The sequence below is a fragment of the Halalkalibacter sp. HAAS-P014 genome (assembly GCF_056619965.1).
Genome location: NZ_JBWQTV010000010.1, coordinates 25,637 through 43,347, shown reverse-complemented (window position 1 = coordinate 43,347; position 17,711 = coordinate 25,637). Strand labels below are relative to the sequence as shown.

Genomic DNA, 17,711 nt, shown 5'->3' with positions numbered 1-17,711 from the left:
AAGCAAGATGATCCAATTTACAAAAAGAGAAGAAAATGAAAAGCTCGAATTAATCCTTGAAGGGGATTTAGATATTGACAGTACAGAAGTCATCGAGCTTGAACTCATTCCTATAATGGAACAATACCAATCAGTGAGCATGAATTTTCAACACGTGCCATTTATTGATTCATCGGGGATCGGACTGTTGTTAAATGCCGTAGAAACACTAAATAGCAAACAAATTGACGTCAAAATTACGAATGTTAGAGATGAAGTGATGGAAGTCTTTGAATTGTTGCAGATCCCGGACATCGTTGGAGAAGGAATATTTGTGTAAGAGTGGACGACTAACGGAAAAGGAGAGAGAGCATGCCTAGAGGAAAAGCAAAGCAATATGCCCATTTGGAGAATGAATGGATTCGCCTTTATGATGAAGAGAAATTAACCTTTTCAGCGATTGCGAAACAATATTCGGTCCAAGTTGAAACCGTATCGAAATATATTAAGCATAAGGTGAAACGCAAGTCGAGATCACAATTTGACCGGAAACAAATCGAGAAATGGATCCAGCAATACTACAAAGGCAAGTCGTTTGCCGACATAGCGAGAAGAAATCAGGTGAGTGAAACAACGGTCAAAACCAATGTGTATAAAAAAGTACAGCCGTTACTAAACGAGTTAAAACCGACGTGGATCTCTTTATTTAAAAAAGGCAAATCTCTAAAAGCGATCGCCGACACGTATCAAGTTCACTCTAAAATTGTTCTTAATACAATTAAGGATGATGTTGAGTTAGAGGTGACAAATAATCAGTACGTTTATGAACCCTTTATTAAAAAATGGGAACAACTTTATAAAGACGGGTTGTCATTTCAATACATTGCAGAAAAATACGATGTAAGTCCAGATACAGTATACCGAAATATTAAAGAACGCGTGACGGTTCGAAGTAAGAAAGCATCATCAGAAGACATTCAACGTATCACACCTATTTGGAAAAAGCTTTACTACGAAAAGGGATTTACACTGAGCGAAATTAGTCAATCGTACAAAGTTTCTCCCTCAACCGTTAGCAGACATATTAACAATAAGGATAAGTGAAAACATCAACTCCCAAAATAGAGGAGTTGCAGTCGAGAAATGTGGATGGCAAAAAGGTTCAGTTAGAAGGTGAAAAGATGAGAATGATTGGAATTGAGGAATATCAAGAGCAATTTATGCAATTGGCAAAGCCTGTTTATGACTCGAGAAGACGTGTTTTATTAGGCGCTGGAAGCACGATTCATCCTAAGTACAAAGAGAAGCTCATGCAGCTCGGGATAAAATATTTATTCATTGAAGATATGGCATCAAAAGGGATTACACTTGAAGAAATGGTTGATATGCCAACATGGCTCGATATTATCTCTGTTGTCGAACAAGCATATAAGTCAGCGCAAAGCGATCAAGTGTTGCCGTTAAAAGATATTCAACAAGCAGTTAAGAAACTGATTACAGAAGTTCAAAAACGAAGTGCGATCATGCTTGTTCCTTCGACGGCTGTTGACCAACAATTATCTGCATTTGCACATGCTGTAAATGTCACGCTAATCGGTTTGCAAATTGGAAAAAAGATTGGTTGTACATACACACAGCTCAATGATCTTGGGATTGGTTGTTTGTTGCATGACATTGGAAAAGCAAAAACAACGAAGAAAGAAGACCATCCGGAAGCTGGTTTTAACATCATTCGCTCACACCGGGAGTTTAGCCTAATATCAGCGCATGTTGCTTATCAACATCATGAAACGATAAATGGAAAAGGGTACCCAAGGCAGCTGATAGATGATCAGGTGTTGGAGTTTGCACAAATATGCAGTCTCGCAAACGAATATGACCATTTGATTTCAGTAGAAGCAGCCTTGCCACATGAGGCGATCGAGCAGATCATGACCTACTCTGAAACAAAATATAACCACCAGATTGTGTTAGCCTTTAGCCAAGGGATTATTAGTTACCCTCCAGGTACCAATGTACAACTAAATATCGGAGGAAAACGAAAAGGCATCGTAACAAGAATCATTTCGAATCCACACCGCCCGATTGTCCGTCTGCTGGAATTAAATAAAGAAATCGACTTAAGCAACCAACCAACAATCTTAATCGAATCAATCGAAACAGCAGAAACGAAAATATCTAAGGGTATGTGACAAAAGGTCTGAACTTGACCTTTTGTCACATACCCTCCATTTTCATGAATAAGGAATGATCCTATGCAAAATTTCCTAATCGCGATTTTGTCGCTCGCTGTCGTCGGCTTAACAGGCTATATTGTTTACGATAATATAGATACTTCACCACCTACATCAAATGAATTGAACACGTTGGAAGACCGGGTCTTTCATACAGACCGGATCGTCACATCGATTCAAAATAAAAGTCATCTGCAAGTAGCATTTGCAATTGAAACGGATTCAAAACGTGCTAGAGCAGAATTAGAAAATGCCTATCCTCTCGCTGAAAACAAAGTCATTCTATACCTTGCATCTCTAGATAAAAAAGCCATTCAAGAAGATGGGGGATTTGAGAAGCTGGAAAATGGTATTAAAAATGAGCTTAGTTCGTTTCTAACAAAAGGAACGATAAATCAAGTGTTTATAACAGAGAAAGTGATGCAGTAGATTGTTCCCGTAGCATGAGCAGAAATAGAGAAACACCTTCGAGCAACGTTTCGTTCAACGGTACTCGGGGTGTTTTTTTGTTTCGAGTGGAAAATAAAACCATAGGCTATTTTAAAGGATATGGAAAATACCACACTAAAGGTATGGTAAAATATAACCATAGTGGAGATAAGATTATTACTATCACGTTTTCAAGAGTATTACACAAGTAGGTGAGCTAAAATGCAGAGCATCGTTTCAAAAGGAAAAGATCTATCTGAAGCGATTCAGATTGGACTATCACTATTAGAAGCAACGAAACAAGAAGTACATATCGAAATCATCCAACATAGCACAAAAGGCTTTTTAGGAATGGGCTCAAAAGAAGCAATCGTTAAATTGACAAAACGAATGAGCGAGAAAGAGTCGATACAAGATCAAGAAAATCCAGACCAGATGGAATTACTTGAAGAAGCACTTTCTACTATCCCTGTTGAAGGTTTCAATATACATAATGAATTACAAAAGGATGACCAGTCAATAAGATCAGATGAATCCCTGTTAGGAAAAGTGTGGATCGAAGGGGGACAAGTTTATTGCAAAGCGTCTCCAGGCTCTTATCCACTGATTACGGGTACAACAGGGGTACAAGTCAAAAAGAATCATGAAGTTGTAACAGGTACAACGCTAGTTTCAGAAGATGATCAAATTGAACTCGATGTTCAAAACGAAGAGCAAGAAACAACGTGGAATATAACGGTTGACCATGATAAATTAAAAGCCCTGTTAACGGTTGAACCTGGATATCAGCTGATTCGGACGATCCCGGATCATTCCCCTGATGAACATCTAACAATAGAGGTAACAGAGGTTAAAGAAGTTCAAAATCGTTTAAACGAGGAACTTATTACAAAAGAACTCGAAAACTTACATATACAGCACGGGATTAATCGAGCTGAAATTGTAAAGGCGATTCAAACCGAGGAACGTGGAACATTTGAGATCGCTACAGGGACCCTAGCGAAACAAGGAAAAGACGGTTGGCTTGAAATGAAAGTGGATACAGAAACGAAAGTAGGTTTGACGGAGCAGGAAGATGGGCGAGTCGACTTCCGTGAAAGTAAAACGATCCCTAACTGTGCAAAAGGACAAGTGATTGCGATCGTTCATTCTCCAGTACCTGGTGAACCTGGTCGTACCGTGACAAATGAGCTGATTCCTGTTAAACAAACATATCCTATTACTCTTAAACTAGGAAAAGGTGTTTCGCAAGTGGAGGACCAACTCATTTCAACGATATCAGGACGCCCTCAAATTGAGAAAAGAGGGAGAGTCGTCAAAGCGTCTGTGATGTTAAAGCTCACCCATAATGGAGATGTGAATATGATCTCGGGCAATATTCGTTTTGTTGGCGATGTAGACGTTTTAGGCAAAGTGAGTGAAGGGATGACGGTCGAGGCTGAAGGGGATATAACGGTTCGAAAAGAAGTGAACCGTGCCACTTTAACAGCAGCTGGAGCGATTGTATCCTATCGAAACATTAGCAATTCAGAACTAACGGCAGGAAAAAATAGTATGCTGGAAGTTGAATTAGGCGAACTTCTTGGAACTCTACACAAGCATACAGAAACAATGATCGCGGTCATTCATCAACTGATGAAGTCCCGTAACTTTAACTATGATGATTTTTCAAGAAACGGACTGCAACCATTACTTCGAATTTTAGTAGAGAAGAAATTTAAAGAGTACCCACGACTTGTAAGGAAATACATAGCAGCAGTAAGAAAAAGTTCAGGCTATTTAGACATTAGCGAGTGGGGAACAGTTGCTGTTGTCTTGAAGCAAATATTCCTTTCGATAACAAAGGAACCAGTTGATTTAGAGAAAGTGATTAATCTATCGAGAAAAATGAAAGAATTACATGATTTCAGTCAAATCAATGAGGAAACAGCTTCCTCTATCAATATACCAAGCGCTTCTAACAGTAAACTTTATTGCAGTGGAAATATTGAGATAACAGGTCAAGGATGCATCAACACAAAAGTTCATGCAGGAGGCTTCTTACAAATCAAAGGCATTCTTCGTGGAGGAGAAGTATACGGGCGCCAAGGAGTAGAAATAAATGAGGCTGGTACAGAATTCGGAACTACAACATTAATCGCTGTTCCTCATGACCAATACATTTCGATTCGAACAGCAATGGAAGGAACAACGATTAAAATCGGAAACAAGAAACATGACTTTACAGGAACAAAACATCATGTCCATGCATCATTGGATGAAGAGGAACGAATTGTCTTTAAAATATGAGTGGTTAAAGGTAGGTCCCAAATAGAGATCTATCTTTTTTTTTATAATTTCAAACGAGATTAAAAAGGCCATCCCACTTGATCAGGGATAGCCTACTAGCCTAGTTAATTCAATTGATAATTCGGGATAATCAATACTTCGACACGCCGGTTTTGGCTTCTGCCTGCTTCGGTCTCGTTTGAAGCAACGGGATGATACTCACCATACCCTGTTGCACTCAAGTTTTGTGGATTCAAGTCCTCGTTATCAATTAAAATTTTCATGAAATTTAAGGCACGTTGAGCACTCAAGTCCCAATTGGAGCGAAAGTTTGCGTTGCTAATCGGAATATCATCGGTGTGCCCAGCAACAACAATTCTCCGTGGTGGATCAGAAATTAATAAATCTGAAACTTGTTCAGCGAGTCTGACTGCATCCGGTCTTACATCAGCACTTCCCGAATAAAAGAGCGCATTATCCAAAATCGTCAGCAACAATCCGTCCTCTGAAAGCTGTGTTTCTAAATCCGAATCCAAGTCATGCTCTTCAATATAGTGATCAATTTCCTCTTTAAGCTTGCGTAAGTCGAGGTTCTCCTGCTGCACTGCCTGATCACGATCGTCCTTTTCTACTTGATCCTCATGTTGATCTGGGGAAGGAGACGAACTTGAAACTGGCGAAGGGTGCTCCATAATCCCAGTCCCCCCTTGGAATTGATCATTAAAAACCCCCATTAACTGTTGATATTTCTCAGCATCAACCGAACTCATCGCAAACAACACGATAAAAAGTGCCAGCAACAATGTAAGAACATCGGCATAAGGAATTAACCACGATTCATCAACATGATCTTCATGATGGTTCTTTCTCCTCCTAGCCATTCACGCTCTCTCCTTGGTTCATAATCTCTTCCACTTTACTTCGTTCAGATTGAGGCACATACACAATCAACTTATCGCTGATCGCACGAGGAGGAACTCCTGCTTGAACCGATAAAATTCCCTCAATCATTAAGCTCTTCGTCATAATCTCAATCTTAGACTTACGCTTTAACTTATTGGCAAACGGATGCCACAAAACATACCCAGTGAAAATCCCAAACAACGTCGCCACAAACGCTGCCGCAATCGCATAACCAAGTGCATCCATATCATTTAAATCCCCAAGCGCCGCGATCAAACCGAGCACTGCTCCAAGCACCCCAAGTGTCGGAGCATACGTACCAGCCTGTGTAAAAATTTGCGCCCCAGCAGCATGACGCTCTTCAATTGCATTAAGTTCTTCATCCATTGTATCGCGAATAAAATCCGCTTCCTGCCCATCGACGATCATTTTTAAGCCTTGCTTTAAAAACGGATCTTCAACCGAATCGATCTCCTGCTCCAACGCAAGCAACCCCTCTTTACGGGCGAGTGAACTATATCTAGTGAAAAGCTGAATCACCTCAGCAGTGTCTGGCTGCTTTTGATTTTTCAATAACACCCCAAACAACTTAGGGATTCTCTTAATCTCGCTTCCCGGAAAACCGATTAAGATCGTAGCAATTGTACCGACGATAATAATAAAAAATGCAGCCGGATTTAACAAAACAGCCAAGCTCGTACCTTTAAAAATTAAGCCAAGCAAGACGGCTGTAAACCCTAAAATAATTCCGATAATTGATGTCTTGTCCATAATGTCTCCTCTTTTTCTAAGTTAGAATAGCAATTGTATGTGCACTCGTTCATGAAACTAGCAACCAAAAAACAAGCGAAACCTCCTCAATCGAAATTAAATATAATAGAAAAGAACTGTATACTAGTTATATCGACAAAAATGTGACTTTTATCAATAGAAAATAAAAAGAAATCTATGCACTTAGACCTAAAAAAGCTAGAAAATACAGAGGTATTTAGTAAAGATTAGATAATGGATAACTTTTCTAGGAAAAAATAATCAAAAAAATATAAAAAACTACTAAACATTTAAAAAAGCACTCCGATAATAATAGTGTAAGGAGTTACATTGTGAGACGGCCGCTTACAATGTAGCGAACTTAACTACTTTTTATCCAACCACAAGGACGTGGGCGGAGTAATTTCAAGGAGGAAAATTATTATGATTATTAACAACAACTTATCTGCAATGAATGCACACCGTCAAATGGGAATTAACGTTAACCAAAATTCAAACGCAATGGAGAAGTTATCTTCAGGTCTTCGTATTAATCGTGCTGGTGACGATGCTGCAGGTCTATCGATTTCTGAAAAAATGCGTGGACAAATCCGTGGTTTAGATCAAGCGTCACGTAATTCACAAGACGGTATTTCTCTAATCCAAACAGCTGAGGGTGCTTTAAATGAGACTCATGCAATTTTACAGCGAATGCGTGAATTGGTAGTTCAAGCCGGAAATGAAGGTACGCTAGAATCTGAAGATTTAAAAGCTATTCAAGATGAAATTACAGAGTTAAATAATGAGTTAGATGGTATTGCCGAGAGAACAGAATTTAATGGCAAGAAGCTACTTGATGGGAACTTTGATTATGATTTACAAATAGGAGCAAATGCCGGCCAACAACTTACTTTAACATTAGATGAAGATTTGGATTCAGCTGGTCTTACAGTGGATGGAGTCGTTGCTGACGGAACATCTTTTGATGCTGATATTGCTTTAGTAGATGCTGCTATTGAAAAGGTTTCTGAATGGCGTTCATATTTAGGAGCAAATCAAAACCGTTTAGAGCATACTATCAAAAACCTTGATAATGCGTCTGAAAACCTACAAGCTGCTGAATCTCGTATCCGTGACGTTGATATGGCTAAAGAAATGATGGAGTTCACTAGAACAAACATCTTAAACCAAGCTTCTCAATCAATGCTTGCTCAAGCAAATCAACAGCCACAAGCTGTATTACAACTTCTAAACTAATTTTTAGTACCCTTTGGAACCTTAGAAAAATTATTTCTAAGGTTCTTTTTGGGTGTCTAACAGCCGAAGTTTAATTATTAAGTTAAATAAGAGGGTATTAGCAGCCTAGATTAATGATATTAGATTTGTGAGAAAGTTTATCTCAATCAATTAGTTTATACTATCAGTTTAAAAGTAATATATTCCTATTTTTATAAAAGGAAGACTAATTTAGTATCGATATATAGCTTTAAAGACACTCCTAATAATGAATTGTATTGACAATTTATAAGTCAAATCTCATAATATGGATATGATAGAAAATATCTAGTGAAAAAGGCAAATCATAGGAAACTATGAGACGCAAAGCCAAGGGCCTGACCTACCTCTGGGTAGATGGTAGCCGGTTACCGCAAGATGATAGGAGTCTTTATGCCTACTTTCTTGTAAGGCTTTTTTTTATGGTCTTTTTTCTAGAAAAGGGGGCAAAAGTAATGAAAAAAAATTCTAGCAAGTTAGCATTTTTTATGGCAGTGATATTGGTGCTTCAATTAATTTTACCAACCTCTGTTGTACTAGCATCTAATGATTTAGATGCTCCTGCAAATGTAACGGTCAATCAGACATACCCTGGTGATGTCCGGATTGATTGGGAAGATGTCTCAGGAGTAAACCAGTACCGTGTGTATGAAGTAAGTGAGGAACAGGTTCTTACTGCCGAGGTTACAAGAAACAGAGCTATTATTAGAGGGTTAGCTGAAGGGACCTACACGTATGCGATTACATCTGTATCAGGTGATGAGGAGTCGGTCAGTTCACAAACAGTTACAGTTGACGTTGTGTATCCTGAAATGCAAGCACCAGAGGGCTTAAACGAAAGGTATACAAACGGCAACGACATCCAACTGAGATGGAATGAAGCGGAGTATGCGACAGAGTATTATATCTATCAGTGGATCGATGGCCAGCGAGAATTAGTTGAAACAACAGACCGGTTAAACCAGTGGTTTCGAAATATGCCGGAGGGTGAATACACTTTTGAAGTAACATCACATAATGAGCGCTTTGGTGAGTCTGATTCTGCACTATTGAACATTGTTTTAGTTCATCCAGAGATGCAAGCGCCAACCGGTTTAAATGAAAGGCTGCTAAACGGAAATGATATTCAGCTGAGATGGGATGAAGTAGAATATGCAGCAGAATATAAAATTTATCAATGGATCAACGGGCAACGCGAATTAGTTGAAACAACAGACCGAGTGAACCAATGGTTCAGAAATATGCCTGAAGGTGACTATCATTTTGAAGTATCATCCTATAGTGACCGTTTCGGAGAATCAGTCGAATCATCGCAATTGGAAATGAACTTAGTTCATCCAGAAATGCAAGCACCGACCGGTTTAAATGAAAGACTAGCTAATGGAAATGACATCCAATTGAGATGGGATGAAGTAGAATTTGTAACAGAATATCGAATTTATCAGATTATAGATGGCCAAAGAGAGCTAGTTGAAACAACAGATCGTGAAAGTCAATGGTTCAGGGACATGCCAGAAGGAGAGTATGTGTTTGAAGTAACATCCTATAGTGATCGATTCGGGGAGTCAAACGAGGCATCGAAATTAATGATCAATTTAGTCCATTCACAAATGCAATCACCACAGGAGTTACATGAGAGAATTACGAATGGAAATGATATCCAATTAAGATGGAACGAAGTTGACTATGCCACAGAATATCGAATTTATCAATTAATCGATGAGCAAAGGGAATTAGTGGCTACAACAGATCGTGAAAATCAATGGTTCAGAGATATGCCAGAGGGAGATTATCATTTTGAAGTAACATCGTACAGTGATCGCTTTGGTGAATCCGTACCTTCATTATTAGAGGTGGATTTAGTTCATCCGAAAATGCAAGCACCGATCGGATTAAATGAAAGGCTGCTAAACGGAAACGACATCCAGTTAAGATGGGATGAAACATCATATGCGCTAGAATATAATATTTATCAATGGATTAATGGTGAACGTGAATTAGTGGCTACAACAGATCGCGTAAATCAATGGTTCAGAGATATGCCGGAGGAAGTTTATCATTTTGAAGTAACGTCCTACAGTGACCGTTTTGGAGAATCAGAACCAGCATTGCTAGAAGTAAATTTGGTCCACCCAACAATGCAAGCGCCAAGCGGATTGAATGAACGATTAGCGAATGGAAATGATATTCAGTTAAGATGGAATGAAACAGAATTTGCAACAGAGTATTATATTTATCAATGGATAGATGGAGAGCGTGAGTTGGTTGAAACGACAGACCGTGTGAACCAATGGTTTAGAGATTTGCCGGAGGGAGAATATGCATTTGAAGTGACGTCCTACAATGATCGTTTTGGCGAATCTCATGAGGCGAGTCAAATTAACATAACATTGGACTTTCCAGAAGTTTCAGCACCCGTTATTCGCATTGGAGCAGAAAACGAAAATGACATTCGAATCAACTGGGATGAAATTCCATATAGCAGTTCTTATAACATTTATGAGATTGTTACAGGAGAACCGGTGCTTCTAGGTACAACAGACCGCCTTAACTTTTGGGTAAGAAATATTGAGGATGGTACTCACAACTATGTCGTAACCGCTGTTCATGACCGTTTTGGCGAATCTGTCCATTCTAATGCTGTTACAGTAGAGATCATTAGTGATATCACGCCGCCTGAGACAACATCAAACATTATAGATCAGTGGGTAAATGAAGATTTCAAAGTGGAACTGACAGCGACAGATGATAAAAGTGGAGTAGCAACAACCTATTACTCAATTAATGGATCCGAGTATGAAGAGGGAACGGAATTCACCGTAACACAAGAGGGAGAAAATGAAGTTTCTTATTACAGCGTAGATAACGCTGGAAATGTGGAGGAGGCGAAGACTGAAACAGTAAAAGTAGACAAGACAGCCCCTGAAACATTTTCAAATATAGTTAATGAGTGGGTAAAGGCAGACTTCAAGGTCGAACTGACAGCGACAGATGATAAAAGTGGAGTAGCAACAACCTATTACTCAATTAATGGATCCGAGTATGAAGAGGGAACGGAATTCACCGTAACACAAGAGGGAGAAAATGAAGTTTCTTATTACAGCGTAGATAACGCTGGAAATGTGGAAGAGGCGAAGACTAAAACAGTAAAAGTAGACAAGACAGCCCCTGAAACATTTTCAAATATAGTTAATGAGTGGGTAAAGGCAGATTTCAAGGTCGAACTGACAGCGACAGATGATAAAAGCGGAGTAGCAGCAACTTATTACTCAATCAATGGATCTGAGTATGAAGAAGGAACGGTATTCATAGTAACGGAAGAAGGAGAAAATGAAGTATCTTATTACAGTGTAGATAACGCTGGAAATGTGGAAGAGGCGAAGACTGAAACAGTAAAAGTAGACAAGACAGCCCCTGAAACATTTTCAAATATAGTTAATGAGTGGGTAAAGGCAGACTTCAAGGTCGAACTGACAGCGACAGATGATAAAAGCGGAGTAGCAGCAACTTATTACTCAATCAATGGATCTGAGTATGAAGAGGGAACGGAATTCACCGTAACACAAGAGGGAGAAAATGAAGTATCTTATTACAGCGTGGACTACGCTGGCAATATCGAAGAAGCTTCTTTAGAAACCGTGAAAGTTGATAAAACTGTTCCAGTTATTTCGTTAGAACTAAATAAAGAATATGCACTGGGAACAGAGCTTCAAATCCATTATAAAGCCGATGATAGCATTTCTGGAATTGCTAAAGAAAAACTGACAGTCAATGAAGTGGAAATTAGTAACGGTGAGATCGTAGCATTAGACCAGCCTGGAACTTATACGATAAAAGTAGAAGTTGAAGACCATGCAGGTTGGCAGTCAACAGTAGAAAAAGAGGTTGTAGTTTATATTCCTGCTGAATTAGAAGTGTTACCAAAAGTAATAACTGGCAACAGTGGAGTATTTACTGTTAAGGCAAATCTGCCTCAAGGTTTTAACCTAAATCAATTCGATCTCGAAAGTGTAACTGTTAATGGAGTTTCAGCAGTTTCAAAAAATAATGGCCATCAAAATCAAGCTCAAAGAGGCCAGTTTAAATTTAACAGAGAAGATTTCGAGTGGAATAAACCTGAAGAGAGACTTGAGTTTAGAGCTATGCTGGGAGATGAACTAGTTGTAGGTTATACTACCGCTAATGTGCAACATAATAATAAGAAAAAATAAATCACTATCCTTTGGCTGTTGAGAAAACTCTCAACAGCCTTTAATTATTTTTCTAATAATTTCATAAAAAAAATAACTAAACAAAATTACTATTTCTTCCGATACTAGAAATAAAGGCTTAATTAAGGAGCGAGTACGATGGAAGTTAATCTTGGCATGTCTAAATCACCAACATATGATTATCATAAAAATAAAGAAACTTCTGAATCAGTGAATAAAACAGAGAAAGAGTTGTCGGAAAAGCAGGATAACTCTATTAAATTAAAAGATATTATTAACGAGATTGATAACTTTAATAAGTTTTTTGAGATGTCCAATACACAGCTGCAATTCAGTCTTCATGAAAAGTTAAATGAATATTATGTAGCAGTCGTGGATGGCAATACAAAAGAGGTTATTAAAGAGATTCCCCCTAAGGAATTGCTGGATATACGTGCTGCGGTAAAAGAAACAATCGGTTTATTTATAGACAGAAAAATATGAGAGTTGGTGTAAAGAGTGAGAATTGGTGGTATAGCATCAGGAATTGATACCGAATCAATTGTGCAACAATTAATGCAAGTAGAGAGGCAGCCACTTGATCGGTTGTTCCAACAAAAGCAAACGGTAGAATGGCAAAGAGATGCTTACCGTGATATGAATTTAAAATTACGTACATTAGAACAATCGGCAGGATCGATTCGTTTACGGACTGATTTAAACACACGGCAAGCAACCTCCTCGAATCCACAAATGTTTACGGCAACAGCAAATGCCAGTGTTCAAGCAGGCTCTTATCAGTTTAAGGTGGATCAAGTAGCAACTAAAACAAGGAACATAAGTGAAACGGCAATTACAACAGGAGAAAAGCAATTCAGTGCTTCAACCCGGTTGAATCAGCAGGAAGAATCGGTAGGGAATCTTGATCACTATCATAATACAACGTTTTCGATTACAACCTTTAATAATAAGGGTGAGGATGAAACGGTTAACTTTACCATTGATACAACAAAATCTCTAAATGATAATTTGAAGCAAATTAACGATTCTAACCTTGGTGTTCGTGCTTATTATGATAGTGCCTTTGACCGTGTTGTTTTTGAACGAAAAGAAACAGGAGAATTTTTAGATGATGGGAAGACTTCCGATCATCAAATTATATTCGGTGGCGATACAAGCTTTTTAACAGAAGTATTAAATATAAAACAAGAAAACGAAACAGGCGGTGTTAATGCTAAAGTAGCATTTCAAAACCCAATATTTGACGGTGAAACAATTGAACGGGAATCACGCTCTAACCGTATTACAATCGGAGGGATGACTTTTAATATAACTGAGCCGACGGACGGTGAATTTAAAACAGTAAATGTTACATCTAACACTGATGATGCGTTTGAGAAAATTAAAGCTTTTGTCGATACGTACAATGAAACAATTGCTGAAATACAAGTGATGTTAAATGAGCCACGTCATCGTGATTTTCCACCACTCACAGATGAACAGCGCCGTGAGCTTTCAGAACGGGAAGTTGAAATGTGGGATGAAAAAGCTAAAAGTGGGTTGCTTCGCCGAGACCCAACTCTTTCTGCTCTATTGACACAAATGAGAACAGATTTATACACACCTGTTCAAACATCAGGGCAGTTTAACCATATTTCTCAAATTGGTATTACGACGACAAGTAACTTTCGTGACGGTGGCCGTTTAGAAATAGATGAAGAAAAATTAAGAGCAGCCTTAGAGGATGATCCTGATGCTGTTCACCAAGTACTTAATAGCGTCGCTGATTCTGAATTAACAAGTATTAAAACATCAGAGCGAACTACAGAAGAACGTAGGGAGATTCAAAATCAAACTGGTTTAATCGGACGGTTACGGTCAACCATTAATAGCTCGATTAATCAAATTGTCGGTCGAGCTGGGAATGAAAACCGCACGAATCAGCAGTTTACACTTGGAAGAGATTTGATAAATGTTGATAGACAGATTGATAACTTTGAACGACGGCTTGCACAAATTGAGCAACGGTATTGGACACAATTTACACGAATGGAACGGGCAGTTAATGAAGCGAATGCACAAGGAAATGCCTTAATGAGCCAATTAATGGGCGGAATGTATTAGAAGGGAATGAGAGAAAATGGCTATGGGAAATCCACAACAAGCCTACCAACAAAATAAAGCAGTAACTTCTTCACCCGGTGAACTGACACTTATGCTTTACAATGGCTGTCTAAAATTTGTTGGACTAGCAAGAAAAGCAATTGCAGATGGAGATATCCAAGCGCGGCATCAAAACCTAGTAAAAGCACAAAATATTATTAGAGAGTTAATGGTAACATTAAAGACTGATACAAAGCTTGGGAAAGATATGTTAGCACTATATGATTTTATTTTAAATCGGTTAACAGAAGCAAATACAGAAAACAGCATGGAAAAGCTTAATGAAGCAGAAGGGTTAATCAAAGATTTTCGCGATACTTGGAAAGAAGCATTGCTAATTGATCGCAAAAGCCGTCATGTAGGTAAAGGATAATGATTGTAATTATTAACCGTTTAATTGAGATCTCAAATGAGTTGCTCGAGCTTTTACATTCAATGACTGCCTCTGATATTGGGAAGAGGGAGAGAGAGATTACAAAAGTTGAGTCACTTCTTTCAGATAGAAAATCGTTAATAACAACAATTGAGTCTCCAGCTAAAAGCCCTCAAGAAATAGAATTGGCGAAAAAGTTAATTCAGTTAAATAAGGAAATCGAAGCCAATTTAAAACGGGTAAAGCTACAAGTAAAAGTGGATATCGATAAGATGCATTTAAAAAAGAAGATGAACCGTAAGTATGACAACCCGTACGAATTAACCACGAATGAAGGAGCGTTTATTGATAAACGTAGTCTATAAGACAGTTTTTACATTAATGTTTTAAATTAAAGCTCTCAAAGCTATTTGAGAGCTTTTTACGTACTAGATAGGCTGCAGTTATAGTTAAATATGGTAAAATAGAATCAAAGGACAAAAAGTCATGAGAGAAAAAGCGATATCTTTATCCTGTGACCCAAAAGAATAGGTGATTATGTGATTAAACCAATGATAGGTTCTTTTTTGATCTGTTTATTGCTACCTGCTTGTATTTTTGTGTACTATCTTCTTTTTTCAGAGCTGCAAGAGGTGGGGGTGCTTCCATCAGCAAAGGAAGAAACGAGTACACAAGAAATAGATGAAGAGACCGAAGCAGAAGTTGTTGCAGAAGAGGTTGAGGTAGAGGAACAAATAGATGAAAGTGAATTACTAGAAGAAGACAAGAAAGAAGTAGAAATACCATTGGTAGAAAGTACTGAAGTGGAACCGTTTGAGGAGTTTGAACTTCCTGGGGAGCCAATGGATGATATTGATTATGAAGCTGTCGCAAAGGAATTAGAGGAATTAGACAGATTAGAAGCAGAAAGTGCCGAACTTGAGGAAGACGACGGATTGACCGAGGTTTTATTTGTAGAAAAAGATGAGGATGGTAATGTCATAAGTGAGCGCTATGAAGCGGTTAATGTGATTCAGCCTAATTCAGATCGCCATCTTGAAATACTCGCTCAAGATTTTGTTAGGATGCACTTTGAACCTAGCAAGAATGTGGTTTATCAAGCGACACTAAATAGCCGCGATGATCAATATGCCCGTGTATCGGTAGTTAGGACGAAGGGAGGGGACTTTTTTAATGGAGAAAGATTTATTGTTGTCTTGGAAGCACGAGAAGGGAATTATTCTCCTGTCTCGTTCCAAGAAGCTGAGGAAGATAGAAGAAGGAGTGGATGGTAACAGTTGAATATCTACCGTCCATCCCTCCTTCGTAGATCTTTTAAATTAGTAAAACTTGTTTATGTTCGTTTCACGTTCCTTAATGGTTCTCGAGAGCGCTTCAAATAAGTCCGATCATAGTACAGTTTTCAGCCGTCCTATTTTTTTATTAGATTACGTTACCTGCCGTCTTTCCTACCTTCCGTAAGGTCACGATGAGAAATAATTGGAGATCTTTCAATAAATGCTTCATTCCCTCTGCCGAATCCAACCAGGTAAATGGTTCCATCGTAATCCCATTCAGAGAATTCAAAGGAATAGATTTCATCAGCAACATTTACAAACATGAATCTCGGATAATCGAAAGCATCAACATAATAAAATGACATATCATAGTTTTTGTATGTATCATAGATTTTTTCAAAGGAATCAGAGCGCTGAATTCCTTCTTTGGTAATATCATTTTCGTGAGGCATCGCATATACGTAATGCAACCCAATTAACTTTTCATTTTTGTAGTATAAAATAAGAGGGAAATAAGCATAGTCATCATAAGGATCCTCTTTTTCTCCGAGCGTGGAATTGACCTCTTGTCTGCTCATTCCGATAGTCAGATCCATTGCTGTTCTCATTGTCTCCCTATAACCTTCCTGTTGCTGTTCATAGGGATCATCCATTCCTGTTTCTATACCATCGCTGTGCTGGGCAGCAGCTAGTTCTTCTTCTGTTACAGCAACACCGGTGTCCCCTACTTCATATTCAAGGTTTTCATCCCACATTTCTGTACCGGTATCGTCTGTTTCTTGATAAATCTGTGGCTCGTAGTCTACCTCTAAATCTTCCTCGATATGATCAATCTGTATTTCTTCTTGAACTTCCGGTTCTTCCGCAAATTGCGCGTCGTTAGGTTCAGCTTCCTCCTCTTCACGAACAGGTTCATTTATAGCTGTTACTTGTTCTTTATCAGGTTCCGACTCATTTACTGTAATCGTTACATTAAAGTCACAACCACCGACTCCTACTAAACTAGCGAGGACTAGTAGCAAGAGTATTTTCCTACGGATAAACATGCAATCACTCCTTCTAAGTACCTACTATTTAAAATAATATTCTAGTGAATGTCAATCTTTTCTAGTAGAGGCTAAAGGGAGGAAACGGCAATCCAATGTTTTAGTTGTTATATAAGTAGGATCGTGGTCTATCCACGATCCTAATCAGCCTTAATATTGTTGAAGCCAGCTCTTTAATAGGAGCTGGCTTCTTGTCACTTATAAGCGCTTATTTTTCACATGAAACACCTTCGTGGCAGTCGTCATCAGTTTCAATGTTTGTTCCGTCATATGTTCAGGGGAATCGGGAAAGTCTTCTTCAATCCAGCGGATAATGAGCCCTGTAAGGCCATACGCCCGATACGTATATAGCCATTTTATATCAAGGGATGCTTCATCATTTAACTCATACTCGTATTCAGAAATAAACATCTGTTCCAACGCTTTTGCCATTTGAAAACGAAAGTCTACTTGGATGTGGTCACTTAATAATAGTTTATAGAGCTTGGCATTTTCTTTAAAGTACTGAAATAAAGTGACATCATTTATATTTAGTTGTTCCATATCGACTCGATTGGCCGATTGGTAAGGTTTTCGTATTTGAATAATCATTTCATGTAAGACATCATCGACAACCTCATTAAGCAAATGATCTTTCGTCTCAAAATGCGCATAAAACGTGCCACGATTATAATTGGCCTCACGAACAATTTCGGAGATGGAAATTTGATTATAAGGCTTTGTATATAGTAGGTTTAAAAAGGTTTCTTTGATAGCAGATTTTGATCGCAAAACTCGTTTATCATAATGCTCAGTCACTTGTTTCACCTCAAAATAAGTATCTC

At 38.4% G+C, this 17,711-nt stretch carries 16 protein-coding genes and 1 riboswitch; of the genes, 12 read left to right on the top strand and 4 right to left on the bottom strand.

From position 1 onward, the window contains the following. The first annotated feature begins 7 nt into the window (after positions 1–7). From AC1FXZ_RS07850 to AC1FXZ_RS07830, 5 genes are all read left to right on the top strand, one after another. Positions 8–319, top strand: a complete 312-nt coding sequence (locus AC1FXZ_RS07850; RefSeq protein WP_480052300.1) for an STAS domain-containing protein — start codon at positions 8–10, stop codon at positions 317–319. A 32-nt stretch (positions 320–351) separates the two neighbouring features. Continuing rightward, positions 352–1,083, top strand: coding sequence for a hypothetical protein (locus AC1FXZ_RS07845; RefSeq protein WP_480052298.1), 732 nt, complete (start codon positions 352–354; stop codon positions 1,081–1,083). 41 nt (positions 1,084–1,124) lie between these two features. Further along, positions 1,125–2,171 carry an HD-GYP domain-containing protein gene (locus AC1FXZ_RS07840; RefSeq protein ID WP_480052296.1) on the top strand — a complete coding sequence of 349 codons (1,047 nt, stop codon included), beginning with the start codon at positions 1,125–1,127 and terminating at the stop codon, positions 2,169–2,171. A 63-nt stretch (positions 2,172–2,234) separates the two neighbouring features. Further along, a complete protein-coding gene (locus AC1FXZ_RS07835) occupies positions 2,235–2,642 on the top strand; it encodes a flagellar basal body-associated FliL family protein (protein ID WP_480052294.1) in 408 nt (135 codons plus the stop codon). Between the two features lie 222 nt (positions 2,643–2,864). Continuing rightward, positions 2,865–4,931: a flagellar assembly protein A gene (locus tag AC1FXZ_RS07830; RefSeq protein ID WP_480052292.1), complete on the top strand. Its 2,067-nt coding sequence runs from the start codon at positions 2,865–2,867 to the stop codon at positions 4,929–4,931. A 104-nt stretch (positions 4,932–5,035) separates the two neighbouring features. Here AC1FXZ_RS07830 and motB read toward each other — a convergent pair whose 3' ends face one another. Both motB and motA read right to left on the bottom strand, forming a co-directional pair. Beyond that, positions 5,036–5,791 carry a flagellar motor protein MotB gene (gene motB, locus AC1FXZ_RS07825; RefSeq protein ID WP_480052290.1) on the bottom strand — a complete coding sequence of 252 codons (756 nt, stop codon included), beginning with the start codon at positions 5,789–5,791 and terminating at the stop codon, positions 5,036–5,038. Next, positions 5,784–6,584: a flagellar motor stator protein MotA gene (gene motA, locus AC1FXZ_RS07820; protein ID WP_480052288.1), complete on the bottom strand. Its 801-nt coding sequence runs from the start codon at positions 6,582–6,584 to the stop codon at positions 5,784–5,786. The genes motB and motA overlap by 8 nt, the downstream gene beginning before the upstream one ends. Before the next feature lie 423 nt (positions 6,585–7,007). Between motA and AC1FXZ_RS07815 the strand changes: the two genes are divergently transcribed. The 7 genes from AC1FXZ_RS07815 (at position 7,008) to AC1FXZ_RS07785 (ending at position 15,838) form a co-directional block, all read left to right on the top strand. Beyond that, a complete protein-coding gene (locus AC1FXZ_RS07815; protein WP_480052286.1) occupies positions 7,008–7,820 on the top strand; it encodes a flagellin N-terminal helical domain-containing protein in 813 nt (270 codons plus the stop codon). A gap of 307 nt (positions 7,821–8,127) precedes the next feature. Beyond that, a riboswitch (cyclic di-GMP riboswitch) is annotated at positions 8,128–8,214 on the top strand. A 79-nt stretch (positions 8,215–8,293) separates the two neighbouring features. Continuing rightward, complete coding sequence (locus AC1FXZ_RS07810) at positions 8,294–12,049, top strand: OmpL47-type beta-barrel domain-containing protein (protein WP_480052284.1); 3,756 nt, start codon at positions 8,294–8,296, stop codon at positions 12,047–12,049. Between the two features lie 138 nt (positions 12,050–12,187). After that, positions 12,188–12,532, top strand: a complete 345-nt coding sequence (gene flaG, locus AC1FXZ_RS07805; protein ID WP_480052282.1) for a flagellar protein FlaG — start codon at positions 12,188–12,190, stop codon at positions 12,530–12,532. A 15-nt stretch (positions 12,533–12,547) separates the two neighbouring features. Further along, complete coding sequence (locus tag AC1FXZ_RS07800) at positions 12,548–14,152, top strand: flagellar hook-associated protein 2 (protein WP_480052280.1); 1,605 nt, start codon at positions 12,548–12,550, stop codon at positions 14,150–14,152. 16 nt (positions 14,153–14,168) lie between these two features. Beyond that, entirely contained in the window at positions 14,169–14,564 is a 396-nt protein-coding gene (fliS, locus tag AC1FXZ_RS07795; RefSeq protein ID WP_480052278.1) for a flagellar export chaperone FliS, read from the top strand. Continuing rightward, on the top strand, positions 14,564–14,929 hold the full coding sequence (fliT, locus tag AC1FXZ_RS07790) for a flagellar protein FliT (protein WP_480052276.1): 366 nt from the start codon (positions 14,564–14,566) through the stop codon (positions 14,927–14,929). Before fliS ends, fliT begins: the two co-directional genes overlap by 1 nt. A gap of 174 nt (positions 14,930–15,103) precedes the next feature. Then, positions 15,104–15,838, top strand: coding sequence for a hypothetical protein (locus tag AC1FXZ_RS07785; protein ID WP_480052274.1), 735 nt, complete (start codon positions 15,104–15,106; stop codon positions 15,836–15,838). 158 nt (positions 15,839–15,996) lie between these two features. Here the strand turns inward: AC1FXZ_RS07785 and AC1FXZ_RS07780 are convergent, their stop codons facing one another. Both AC1FXZ_RS07780 and AC1FXZ_RS07775 read right to left on the bottom strand, forming a co-directional pair. Then, positions 15,997–16,887 carry a hypothetical protein gene (locus AC1FXZ_RS07780; RefSeq protein WP_480052272.1) on the bottom strand — a complete coding sequence of 297 codons (891 nt, stop codon included), beginning with the start codon at positions 16,885–16,887 and terminating at the stop codon, positions 15,997–15,999. Positions 16,888–17,085: 198 nt separating this feature from the next. Then, complete coding sequence (locus AC1FXZ_RS07775) at positions 17,086–17,694, bottom strand: TetR/AcrR family transcriptional regulator (protein WP_480052270.1); 609 nt, start codon at positions 17,692–17,694, stop codon at positions 17,086–17,088. Between the last annotated feature and the right edge of the window lie 17 nt (positions 17,695–17,711).

What these genes read in the sequence shown, in the direction of transcription:
- AC1FXZ_RS07830 (WP_480052292.1), top strand. Translation starts at nt 2,865, where the DNA reads ATGCAGAGCATCGTTTCAAAAGGAAAAGATCTATCTGAAGCGATTCAG.
- fliS (WP_480052278.1), top strand. Translation starts at nt 14,169, where the DNA reads ATGGCTATGGGAAATCCACAACAAGCCTACCAACAAAATAAAGCAGTA.
- AC1FXZ_RS07845 (WP_480052298.1), top strand. Translation starts at nt 352, where the DNA reads ATGCCTAGAGGAAAAGCAAAGCAATATGCCCATTTGGAGAATGAATGG.
- flaG (WP_480052282.1), top strand. Translation starts at nt 12,188, where the DNA reads ATGGAAGTTAATCTTGGCATGTCTAAATCACCAACATATGATTATCAT.
- AC1FXZ_RS07780 (WP_480052272.1), bottom strand. Translation starts at nt 16,887, where the DNA reads ATGTTTATCCGTAGGAAAATACTCTTGCTACTAGTCCTCGCTAGTTTA.
- AC1FXZ_RS07810 (WP_480052284.1), top strand. Translation starts at nt 8,294, where the DNA reads ATGAAAAAAAATTCTAGCAAGTTAGCATTTTTTATGGCAGTGATATTG.
- motB (WP_480052290.1), bottom strand. Translation starts at nt 5,791, where the DNA reads ATGGCTAGGAGGAGAAAGAACCATCATGAAGATCATGTTGATGAATCG.
- AC1FXZ_RS07815 (WP_480052286.1), top strand. Translation starts at nt 7,008, where the DNA reads ATGATTATTAACAACAACTTATCTGCAATGAATGCACACCGTCAAATG.
- AC1FXZ_RS07850 (WP_480052300.1), top strand. Translation starts at nt 8, where the DNA reads ATGATCCAATTTACAAAAAGAGAAGAAAATGAAAAGCTCGAATTAATC.
- AC1FXZ_RS07835 (WP_480052294.1), top strand. Translation starts at nt 2,235, where the DNA reads ATGCAAAATTTCCTAATCGCGATTTTGTCGCTCGCTGTCGTCGGCTTA.
- motA (WP_480052288.1), bottom strand. Translation starts at nt 6,584, where the DNA reads ATGGACAAGACATCAATTATCGGAATTATTTTAGGGTTTACAGCCGTC.
- fliT (WP_480052276.1), top strand. Translation starts at nt 14,564, where the DNA reads ATGATTGTAATTATTAACCGTTTAATTGAGATCTCAAATGAGTTGCTC.